11 protein-coding genes are annotated in these 10,001 nt (G+C 57.3%); 4 read left to right on the top strand and 7 right to left on the bottom strand.

Annotation, left to right across the window (positions count from 1 at the left end):
- The 7 genes from BSU04_RS21625 to BSU04_RS21595 form a co-directional block, all read right to left on the bottom strand.
- A partial coding sequence (locus BSU04_RS21625) for an IS4/Tn5 family transposase DNA-binding protein (RefSeq protein ID WP_306299713.1) occupies positions 1 to 256 on the bottom strand: 256 nt, incomplete at its 3' end.
- 57 nt (positions 257 to 313) lie between these two features.
- Positions 314 to 1,129 (bottom strand): hypothetical protein, encoded by an 816-nt coding sequence (locus tag BSU04_RS21620; protein ID WP_089162527.1) that lies wholly within the window; start codon positions 1,127 to 1,129, stop codon positions 314 to 316.
- Positions 1,130 to 1,135: 6 nt separating this feature from the next.
- Positions 1,136 to 1,471: a hypothetical protein gene (locus BSU04_RS21615; protein ID WP_089162526.1), complete on the bottom strand. Its 336-nt coding sequence runs from the start codon at positions 1,469 to 1,471 to the stop codon at positions 1,136 to 1,138.
- Between the two features lie 8 nt (positions 1,472 to 1,479).
- Entirely contained in the window at positions 1,480 to 2,895 is a 1,416-nt protein-coding gene (gene traN, locus BSU04_RS21610; RefSeq protein ID WP_256983177.1) for a conjugal transfer protein TraN, read from the bottom strand.
- Between the two features lie 11 nt (positions 2,896 to 2,906).
- Positions 2,907 to 3,908 carry a hypothetical protein gene (locus BSU04_RS21605; protein WP_256983176.1) on the bottom strand — a complete coding sequence of 334 codons (1,002 nt, stop codon included), beginning with the start codon at positions 3,906 to 3,908 and terminating at the stop codon, positions 2,907 to 2,909.
- Positions 3,909 to 4,174: 266 nt separating this feature from the next.
- On the bottom strand, positions 4,175 to 4,735 hold the full coding sequence (locus BSU04_RS45600) for a hypothetical protein (protein WP_144021302.1): 561 nt from the start codon (positions 4,733 to 4,735) through the stop codon (positions 4,175 to 4,177).
- 10 nt (positions 4,736 to 4,745) lie between these two features.
- Complete coding sequence (locus BSU04_RS21595; RefSeq protein ID WP_256983175.1) at positions 4,746 to 5,777, bottom strand: hypothetical protein; 1,032 nt, start codon at positions 5,775 to 5,777, stop codon at positions 4,746 to 4,748.
- A gap of 346 nt (positions 5,778 to 6,123) precedes the next feature.
- On the opposite strand from BSU04_RS21595, the gene BSU04_RS21590 reads away from it, so the two are divergent.
- The 4 genes from BSU04_RS21590 (at position 6,124) to BSU04_RS48835 (ending at position 9,689) form a co-directional block, all read left to right on the top strand.
- On the top strand, positions 6,124 to 7,566 hold the full coding sequence (locus BSU04_RS21590) for a GspE/PulE family protein (RefSeq protein ID WP_256983174.1): 1,443 nt from the start codon (positions 6,124 to 6,126) through the stop codon (positions 7,564 to 7,566).
- 1 nt (position 7,567) lies between these two features.
- Positions 7,568 to 8,203 carry a thiol-disulfide isomerase gene (locus BSU04_RS47780; RefSeq protein ID WP_256983173.1) on the top strand — a complete coding sequence of 212 codons (636 nt, stop codon included), beginning with the start codon at positions 7,568 to 7,570 and terminating at the stop codon, positions 8,201 to 8,203.
- 293 nt (positions 8,204 to 8,496) lie between these two features.
- The gene (locus BSU04_RS21580; RefSeq protein WP_256983172.1) at positions 8,497 to 9,066 is read left to right on the top strand and encodes a hypothetical protein; all 570 of its coding nucleotides are present in this window, start codon (positions 8,497 to 8,499) and stop codon (positions 9,064 to 9,066) included.
- A 464-nt stretch (positions 9,067 to 9,530) separates the two neighbouring features.
- Complete coding sequence (locus tag BSU04_RS48835; protein WP_218827327.1) at positions 9,531 to 9,689, top strand: plasmid pRiA4b ORF-3 family protein; 159 nt, start codon at positions 9,531 to 9,533, stop codon at positions 9,687 to 9,689.
- Positions 9,690 to 10,001 lie beyond the last annotated feature (312 nt).

The following is a 10,001-nucleotide window of genomic DNA, read 5'->3' as shown; positions in this document are numbered from 1 at the left end:
CCTCGCATGCCCGCATCCGCTCGCTCGAGCTCTGCCAGTGTGGCTCCATGACGTCGGTCCATTCCAGCTTGTCCTGCGCGAAGAACCGATAAGCCGCTGCCGTCTCGGCCCAGCCGCCGCACGCCTGAGGAATGCTCGCCGTCGGACTACCCGACAGTTGTTCGGCCAGCAGGATCGCCCGCCGGTTCAGGCGCTTGTCGCCCAGATCGATACCCTTGAATTCCATTGCCGCCCAGCTCTCCGTTGTTCGTGCCATTCGCATGCCGCGCAAAAAGCAAGAGTAAACGGCAAGCCGCGAAAGTTTACAAGCCGCTCATGTCGACTTGTGTGTAATGGAATGGGTTAACGTGACGATCGCCTTGATGAGGGCGTCCTGCTCAGCCTCAGGTGTCTTGTCGGTCTTGTACGCGATGATGACCTCACCCGGCGCTTCCGGTCGGAACTTCACCATTCGCACATCGATCTGCTTGTACGCGGTCGGGTCGAAGTCAGGGAGAGACGCGGGGGGGAGCGCCGCAAGAGTCTGCGCCGCCACGTTATATACACCCTCTGCCGCGCCGGAGTTGACCATTACCTGCGCGCCGGTGGAGACGCCCAACGCGTGCATCGGAATCAGCAGAGATCCTGCCGCGAGCACGGTTCCGAGAACTTTTCGCACGCCAACATGCCCCGTCAGGTCTCGTGGGTCGCCCTGGCTGATTACGAACCGAGTGTAGTACGCGTCCTGTACCTTAGCGAATTGTGCATAGTCGGCCGGCGTCATGGCGGTCGCCTTGGATACATGAAAAAAGTATAGGTCGGAGTTAACCAGCTTGGTGCCGAGACCGTTAAGGGCTGCCTCGACACCCTGTGCGATCGGATCATCGCCGACGCTCTGGAAAACAGTTGGGCTGCCGCGCACAAATTCACCGGTTGGCGCTATGGCGTCGTACGATACACGGCGCTTGCTTACCGACTTTAACGTGGAATTGAGCGTGGAACTATCGCCCGACCACAGATCGAGCGGCCGCACGACGATGACGTGAGCGCTGTCTGTATCGAACACGATCGGCGCAGCATGGCAGGCACCCGCGTTCAGGATCAGTGTCGTTGCCACCAGCAGGGCACGGATGTTTAGTGACTTGCTCATAGCGTTCTACCCTTTCACGTTGAGTGTCTTCTTCAAGGTGTCACATGCAGCCGCCTGTGTCGCGAACGCGCCCACACTGGCTTTCAACTTCTCGTTGTCGGGTCCCAACGTCTTCACCTGTTCACGCAGTGTGGCCAATTGTGACTCATCGAGGTCGTTGTTCGCCGCGAGTTTCCCCACCTGCTTGCTCAACGTTGACACCTGGTCGGTCTGTTCATGAATCTGCCTTTCCATCGCTCGCTTGTTCACGTAGAGCAAGCCTGACACACAGACAGACGCGATCAGGGCGAGCGTACCGATAGCGAGCAGCGCCTTGCGGAGGAACACTTTAACTTTGGTCATGATTTTGGCTATTTAGAGGGGTAGGTCGGAAGTACTGCGGAGCTGCCGGACTGCGCCGAACCGCTACTACTGTTTTGCTCGATCGGCGTGTAGTTGCCCGAGATGTTTGTCGGCAAGTTGGCCGTCGCTTGCGCTACCATCTGCGAAGTGAAGGCACTGAAGTCGATCTTGCTGAAATCAATGGAACTCAGCTGCGCCGGCGTCAGGCCACCGCAACCGACGAGCGGCAATCCAATTTGAGTCTTACCCTGAATGTTGATGATCTCGGCGAGAAGCGAATTGAACGAGCAATAGTTGTCGACGTATTGCACGCAGCTGCCGCCGACGCTCTTGGCGCAGGTTTCGTTGATGTAGGTGCTCAGGCCGGACCCCTTATGCAGTGCAAGCAGTTGCTCCCCTTGGCTGCACTTGGAAAGCGCTTCGATCACCTGAATGGCCACCATCGCCGCGAAAACATAGGGGTTAAACGCGAGATACCCGTCCGAGCCGGATATTATCTCCATGTTTCCGCCAAGGACCCCAGCCGACATCGTTCCCGTGCCGTAGGTGAAGCCGTAGGCACCGATTGAGAGGCCGTTCGCGGCCAGGTCGGTACCGAGGGTTCCGCCACCGTTGGCAGCACCGATATCGAAAGCGGTTGTGAAATTGTCGCTCAACGCTTGGGTAAAGATGCCATTGTCATACATCGCATCGAACACATAGGGCGATGCCAGATCGATGGCCTTTTCGCCTGCGTACTTAACGACAGATCCCGCGGCGCTAAGGGCAAGCGTGAAAATCTGTGAATTGGTTTGTCCACCCGGCGTGCTCTTGCAACAGTTCTGGATCCCTTCGTAACCCTTCCGGCAGCTTTCCGCAACGCCTGAGAAAATGCTGTTACCGTCGGTGTAGGTTTGTGCCTCGCCAGTCATTTCCAGACCAAGGGCACCCATCGCGAACGAATTGTTATTGTTGGCTGGCGTGGTGAATGACGAGTCATTAAACAGCCCGCTGGTGCAGGTCGTTTGCTGACCAGTCTGTTGGGCCTGAGTCTGGCATTTATATGTATATGTCCATTCATCGCATACCCCTGACTCGGCGATCTTGTCGTTGCACTGGCTCGCAGTAACACCGCATGCGGAGTTGTGTTCGTATGGCGTGCATGTGTCCGTGGTAGTGCCGGTGCATGCGTACTGGTACGAGTACTGCCAGCAGCTATAGGGAACGGCCATTGCGCCTGTGGGCAACAACGCGGTCGAAAGACAGATCTGCTGGCCGGTCGCGTCTGTTTTGCAAGGGGTCGTGTCAATGCAGGTTTTGGAGCCCGGGATGGCAGAACATGCGCCAGGCGCATACGTCTGGCTGAAGGCGCATTCGACGTGGGTCAGGGCGAGCATACAGAAAAAAAACGTAAGCGCGCGCCGGATAATCAGGTTGAGCGTCATGCTGGGTCTCATCAGTTCTGCGGCGTTCCAAGGGAGACACCGGCACTTGTTTCATAAATGCCGCAGGTATCGCTCCAGCTCGTTGACAGGGTCTGCGTGATGCAGTTGGTCCCGCTAAGCGTTTGGCCACTCGGACAGCTGTACGTTACGGTCACGGAAGTCGCGGTAGTCGTCACGCAGGTCTGACCTTGAAGCGATCCCCCGCTTGGACAGCTGTAACTCAGACCGGTCGTGATCGTTTCCGTGCATTGCGATCCGTCGAACGTGTAGCCCGCCGGGCAGGACTGCAAGGGCAAGTAGATGCCAATAACGTTGAGGTACGCCAGCTCCAGCACCATCCCTTCGTAGGTGGCCGGCGGTCCACTGGGGAATGTCTGATTTGCTTGGCACAGCAACGAACCGGTGTCGGTGTGCGCCGCAGTCGTGCCGGATGGGCAATAGGGCGTGCCCGCCAAGGTCGACGTGTCTACGCACGTATCGTTAGCGCCCTGAACATAACCGGCGGGGCAGGATACTGTGGGCGCGTAGTTTTCTGTCTGGACGCAAGTGCCGTTTTGAAGCGACCCACCGGATTGACAGCTGTCGGTAGCTATCGATTCCGTGATCGATTTCGTGACGGACGTGTTGAGGTACTGCGAGCAGGAGTCGTCCTCCTCGTCGGTCGAAATGATGCAAGTGTTGGTCGCATACTGCGCCGGCTGCGTTACAACGGTTTGGGTCGTACAGGTCTGCCCTAGCGTCGCGGTCGCCAAGCCGAGTGTCCCGGTAAACATCGGATCGCTTATGGTGACCGTGTTGCCGTATCCGAATTGTGATGAGCCGGCACCATAGGTACCCGCGCAGTTCGAGCTACTGCCTTGTCCGATGCCGGAATTTCCTAGCACAGATTTTTCCCCAGTGGTTGCCTGCATGCACTGGTTGTTCAGAAAGTTGACGGCCGCACACGCCTGATTCTGGTATGGGTCGCTTCCCGGGACGAAGTTTGCGCAATTGATCATTGTCTGATTGCCCATCGCCGTGAGACTCGACGATTGCGCTGTGTTGAGAAGCGTCGAGTCAGTGTTCGGACTCGAGAACCCACCTAACCCGCTGGGCACTGCAGTGGGCGCAGACGTTTGCGTTCCCCAGGCGCTCGCGCTCACGCCAGAAGGGTTCACGACCTGAGACGCCGACTTTGGCGCGATCGAATTTGCGAACGAGGTTCCGTTCGCCAGATCGGTGGCACTCTGGCCGAAGGTGACATGGGCTGCGAAAAAGAGAAGGAAAGCGAGGCAGCGCTTCATTGCTTCACCCCTTTTCCGACTCCTGCAGGCGACGGCGCAGCACTGTTGCGGTTCAGTCCCTTCAGTGCCTGTTCCGGTGTTAAACCGCCGTGATCGAGCGCGGCCTGAATGGCCGCCGCGACCTCAGGCGCGTCGGCGGTCGCGGAGTGGTCCGGGCACTCCGCGTTCGCCGGTACCAGCTTGCGCGGGTCGCCGTTGCAGATGCGCCAAGGAGGATCGCCGTTATCGCAAATATTGAGCTGGCCACCCATTTGGCTCCATGCCATGTTTGAGCTGGGCTGAGCGATGATATAGGCAACGCGCCCGCAACGTGGCTGGTCCTTGAAGCTGGTCATGCGCTGGGCATAGATCATCAACGGGCCAGTGCTGCCAGTCCTTTCCTGCACAGCCTTAATCATTTTGGCGTACTGCGGAATGTCCGGAAGTGGGGCGCTCGCCGATCCGTTGACGACTGCAGTCGTGAGGACGCTCTTTGGCGTGTCGCCTTCTGCGTGCCCTATCCCCGGTACGGCAAGTGCTGCTACGCTCAAAGTCAGAGCAGAGATGGTCAGTCTCATGTTATGGCCTTTATTGTTTTGTATGACTTACAAACGGTTCAAATAGATCGACGTCCTGCTGCCGGAAGGGCAGAAAGGGGACGCTCCATGCATAGTGAAAGTGATTGGATGCCCGAAGCTTCGCCAAAACGCAAATCTCTGTAGGCACGAAGCCGATGATGCCGGGAACGACAGTATCGAGCCGCACAAGCGTCATTTTCGGATCAGCCAAGGGCGGCGCCGATTGCTGGTAGCACTTCACGGCGTCGTCTTTCAACGTGTTGCCGTTCAGAGAGCGGTGGTAGCGGTTGACGAGCATGTACTTGCATGCGAGGAACTGCGGCTCCGAGCCTGCGTCATGCGTGACCTGCTCAAGCAGGGAATAGCCGTCGTCAACCCCTGTGGCGATCGAATTTCGCAAGAGCATCACGCGTTGAGTGGGCGTCACCTGATCGTTGTAAAGGGCCTTCGGAATGCTGGCAAGATCGGACCAGCAAGACTGCGTGTATCTGATAGCCTCCTGGCGGTTCCCCTGTCGATAGCTCAGGAACGCGCCGAAGCCACAGACCCGGTAGGAAGCATCTGGCGCAATAGCCGAGGCCTGACTGATCAACGCAACAGCGTTGTTGATGTCCGCGCGCCCATCCTTTCCGTAGGCCGAGGCCACAGCAAGGTCGTAGATCGCGGGCTGATAGTTGAAGGCCGCGGCGGCCCTGTAGAGATCGATGGCGTTGCTCTCGTTCCTGGGCGCACCGAACAGACCATATTCCGATACGAATCCCATGAAGGTCAGCGCTTCAGGATTGTGACGGGCAGCCAGGTCGCGCAGCTTGGCGAGGAATTTCTCGCGATCCGCGCCGTTTGCAGTGGTGAGAGAGATCATCCACATCACGATCGTCTCACCGTCGTTGCTAACCACATTGTGCGTCCCGTAGCGAAGCTTGTTTCCAATTTCAGACGACTGCGGAAGGGCAGCCTTGGCTTGCGCGATCGCGATGTCATTGACGCTGTTGACGACTGCGGCATTCTGGGCGTGGTAGCTCGATACGATGCCCTTGAACAACGCTGAGTTGAAGGTTGACTCCGCGAACCCCTTAACACTCTCGGGGGTCGTGGGCTCGTCCTGCGCGAAAGCGGAGCGTGATAGCAGCGCAAGGAGAATCATCGCGGGCCATGAGACTATCGGTAGTCGGAAGCGCTTCGCGTTAGTTGGCATTGTTCAGTTGAGGGAGGACTATTGTTAAATTATAATCAGTTCCATTGCCGACTCAAATCAATATTGTGTTGCTTGACGGAAGCGCAACAAATTGCGGAGCCGCAGCCATGACCGGGGGTAGCCGATGACCGACAGATGTATACCTGTAGTACCCGAAATTCCGCTTCTCGGGGAAGCCGAACGCAGGGCAATCATGATGGTGAAGGAGGGCTCCACCGAAGAGGCACCGATTGAACAGGACATTCGCAACCTGTTCGTATGGGCCATCATCAGCAAGTCGTCGGATGTCCATATCGGTGGGCACGGAAGCCGCGATTCTCCCGTTATCCACGTGAATATTCGTGAGCCGGCCGGTTTCAGAAACGTGGTCTTCAAGTATCAGGCGTCTCTCGGCAGGCACTGGGAAACCAAGATGTTTCAGGTCACTGGAACCCCACAGGGCGCGACGACGCCTGAAATAGCCTCCACCCGGTTTGAAATTATCTTGCCCGCGAAATTTGCGATCGCCAAGGGACTAAAGCCGTTCGAAGGAGAGGTGACCTACTCAGTCGACGTGCGGGTTGAATACGTCAAGACGTACGACGGTTTCGCCTTCATCTGTCGATTGCTCGATTCGCAGCGAGCGCCGAAGCTTCACGAGCTGGGCCTGTCCTATTCCCTGATGGCGGTCATTCTCAGGGCGCTCGCTGAGCCGAGCGGCCTGATTCTCGTAACCGGCCCGACCGGCTCCGGTAAAACGACGCTTTTGAATGCGATGCTGGCCATCCTCAACGATGGCACACGGGCGATTCATACAATCGAGAATCCGGTGGAAATTGCGCTGCGAGGCCGCGGGCCGATCAAGCAGATTCAGGTGAGCGGCAATATCACGTTCCCGCGCGCCTTGCGGTCCGCGCTGCGCTCCGATCCAGACATCATCATGATCGGCGAAATCCGCGACGCCGAGACAATGGAGATTGCGCTTCAGGCTGCGCAGACGGGGCACCTAGTGCTCGCGACTCTACATACGAACAGCAGCTCGGAGACATATTCACGAACGATTGACCTTACGCTGGACAAGGACCGCGACGCATACCGGGTGGCGGAGACGTTGAAGCTGGTGGTCGCGCAACGACTGCTCGATAAGTACGAAGGCGTGACGCACGCTCGCACGCTGACCCGAGATGAGCAGTTCTGGCTCGGATCAAACGGGATGGTTTTGGACGGACAGATTACTGAAGTCGTCTCCGGGAACAAGGACGGCAAGGTAGCCCTTGTCGAGGCCATTGTCACAACGGCAGAAATCAAGAAGCTTCTTCGTGCTGAGCGCGTCGACGTATCGGCGATCTATCGAGCCGCATGCGATCAGCACCAGTTCGAGCCGCTCGCAGTAGGCGGGGTTCGGGCCGTGCAGGGACACGGTTCGCTGCTGTCAGAGTGCATGGTGAGGCTGGAGGGCAACACCGATGCGGAAGCGCACCCGAGTCTGCGCGTGAGACTGGCCAAGCAACATGGGCTCAACTTCGTGCAAGTGGCGCATGCGATAGATGAATACCACCGCGCCGCGGACAAGGGCGGTAAAGCTGAACTTTCTACATTCCTCGAAGCGGAAAAGCTCGCGGCGATCACCGACATTATTGAAACGGAAGAGGCTTGATATGAAGCGCATTCGCATTGCGTTGCTCGCTGCTGCAGCAATCGCTGTTGCGGGGCCGGTGGCCGCATATGCCCAGGTGCCGCCGGGCATGGAACAACTGAAGCCCTATCTGCAGGTAAAACCCATTGCGGGTGAGGATGAAACGGTACGGGTCTTTTTTTCACCAAGTTGTCCGTTTTCCCGGATGTACTTTCAATTCTTCAAAAACCTTGAAGCAACGCTGCCGGCTGAAAAGTCATTCGCATTTACACCGCTCGTTAATAAAGCCGACGGCATTGAGTTCGCGCTGAGTTATCTCGCCATCCAAAAATACTATCCGGCTTACCTTCATAATTTCATGGAAGCATCGTTCATCGGCGTTCAGGATAAGGGATTGTCGACGCGAAACTGGGCGGGGATCGACAAAATAGGACGGGCGGCGCACGTGCCGGTCTCAGTGCCAGCGCTGGTCGAGGCTCACGCCGGTTCGCTGGGAAGCAGCCTGCAAGCGCTTCTAGTTCTTCAGAAATCGCTCCAGATTACCAATACCCCGGCGGTCGCGGTCGCCGGAACGTACATCGTAACGCCGGAGTTCACAGGCGGCGACGCTGCCATGTTCAGCCAGCTCGTGAACGGGGTCATCTCGATGGCCCGCTAGTCGTGACGAACGCGTCGGGCTAATTGCCCCGCGGGGTCACAAGGTTTCGCGGACGGAGCGGCGACTCGACGTCGCGTCTGCATGGCAAATTACAAAACTTAACAAATGCGTCTTGCGCGATCGGCTAACATTGCGCGCGACTGCGACCTGAGAATTGCGCAGCGTGTTCCAGGCCACAGTTCTATACACCCCGTGGGGATTGGCTTGTTCCAGCGTCACGCCTGTCGGGTTAAAGTAGCGCGAGTGGTCCGGCGCTTATTTTTTGCGTTCCGGCCCTTTGTTTTTGAATTGTAATGTCGGTCTCCTCGCCTCTGGCGATGTCCCGTGCCATCCTCCCTATGCTGACTGCCGAACAGAAAACGCTAATTAATAAAGGTCTGAGCAGGGGGGTCGCCGACACCCAAATTGCCGAATCCATTCCCGGGGTAAAGCACATGCAGGTCTTCCTGTTTCGAAAGTCACAGGGGATCACGGCAAAGCAAGTTCTTGAGATCCGGTACGACACGTGGATCCGGCTCCTGGAATCGGGTATGAGCGTGGAGCTGGTGTCCTCGCTCTACAAGGTGAAGCCCGAGTCGGTCTTGAACACCCTGTACCGCCAGCGAAACTTTTCGTACACCGAGGCGAAGAAACGCGGGCAGCGAGCGATAGAGGCTGGTTTCCGGAAGGCAATGGGGCTCACCGTGCAGGACGTCCGGGACCAGCGGCTTACTATATGGGTGAAGCTGGCCGAATCAGGTATGAGCGTCGAGGCCATCGCAGATCTATACAGCCTCAAACCATCGACCGTTAGAAACGCAATTCGCAAAGAAACCGTTCTGCCGGTGGAGAAGACCGGGGCGGCAAATGCGTTTGACTGGTAGGGCGTATGTGCATCGGCGAGACCCGCAGGATTAATTTCGCATGCGAAATTGGCATCGTGACGATGCTCGCCACGTGCTACCTGAACCCAAAAGCACATTTCTGCACCGAGTGCGAAGATATGCTTCACAAAGCCAGTCAGGTGTCGGTTTCTTGTTTGTGGACTCCGTTGTCTCAGGGCCAATTTCCCATCGGCGAAAGGCCGTGACCGGCCCGGCCGCCGTCTCTCGACCCGCACATAATTGGCTTCTCAGGCGCAGCGCCGATCAGTTTGGATCTATATCAAGGGTCTCTCGTACCTGATCACGCGATTTTGCTCGAGCCATTGGAGTCGCCTGTCCACCGCGAGCGCTGGCGAAGCGGTCGCTATCTGGTCGAGTACATTAGACAGACCGTTTGAATGTGTGAGCGGAACAAAGTGGGGGCTGGAGGGTAAGGTCCTGAATTTTGGTAAGCTTGCTTGATCATGGACGAAGAACCGGGCGTCGGGATTTATCGGCTCCACGTATGGCTTCGCCAGATCAGTCCGATGATCTGGCGACGGCTTCTGGTGCGCAGCGATATCACGATCACCGATTTGCACCACACCTGCAGATCCCCTTTGGTTGGAGCGATGAGCATCTGAATCGTTTTCATATCCATGGCCAGGACTACGGCGTTTGGGCGTGGTTCAAAACCCGTGTTTTTTGCGTTACACAGACGAGCTGAATCGTCCCGCTTTTTCTGGCAGGATGAATATGGAATGCCAATCAATTTGAGGTCCGCGACCTCAGGCGATCAACTTTGTCCTGGCTGAAGCGCTCCGAGTCCGAGTAGCGTCAGCCAGTGCGGATGATCTTCTCCCGTCATCACTTCACGCGGACTTTTGCCGCGCCGCTCGCTGCACCGGCTGCGCATGAAACGGCGGTGATTGAAGAAGAACTGCAGCAGGCCCAGC

It is taken from the genome of Caballeronia sordidicola (assembly GCF_002220365.1).
In the GTDB taxonomy this organism is placed as follows: Bacteria; Pseudomonadota; Gammaproteobacteria; order Burkholderiales; family Burkholderiaceae; genus Caballeronia; species Caballeronia sordidicola_C.
Note: the sequence above shows the minus strand (reverse complement) of the source record. Positions and strands in the feature narration are given on the sequence as shown.

What these genes read in the sequence shown, in the direction of transcription:
- BSU04_RS21620 (WP_089162527.1), bottom strand. Translation starts at nt 1,129, where the DNA reads ATGAGCAAGTCACTAAACATCCGTGCCCTGCTGGTGGCAACGACACTG.
- BSU04_RS21580 (WP_256983172.1), top strand. Translation starts at nt 8,497, where the DNA reads ATGTCGGTCTCCTCGCCTCTGGCGATGTCCCGTGCCATCCTCCCTATG.
- BSU04_RS48835 (WP_218827327.1), top strand. Translation starts at nt 9,531, where the DNA reads ATGGACGAAGAACCGGGCGTCGGGATTTATCGGCTCCACGTATGGCTT.
- BSU04_RS21590 (WP_256983174.1), top strand. Translation starts at nt 6,124, where the DNA reads ATGATGGTGAAGGAGGGCTCCACCGAAGAGGCACCGATTGAACAGGAC.
- BSU04_RS21615 (WP_089162526.1), bottom strand. Translation starts at nt 1,471, where the DNA reads ATGACCAAAGTTAAAGTGTTCCTCCGCAAGGCGCTGCTCGCTATCGGT.
- traN (WP_256983177.1), bottom strand. Translation starts at nt 2,895, where the DNA reads ATGACGCTCAACCTGATTATCCGGCGCGCGCTTACGTTTTTTTTCTGT.
- BSU04_RS21605 (WP_256983176.1), bottom strand. Translation starts at nt 3,908, where the DNA reads ATGGGCAATCAGACAATGATCAATTGCGCAAACTTCGTCCCGGGAAGC.
- BSU04_RS45600 (WP_144021302.1), bottom strand. Translation starts at nt 4,735, where the DNA reads ATGAGACTGACCATCTCTGCTCTGACTTTGAGCGTAGCAGCACTTGCC.
- BSU04_RS47780 (WP_256983173.1), top strand. Translation starts at nt 7,568, where the DNA reads ATGAAGCGCATTCGCATTGCGTTGCTCGCTGCTGCAGCAATCGCTGTT.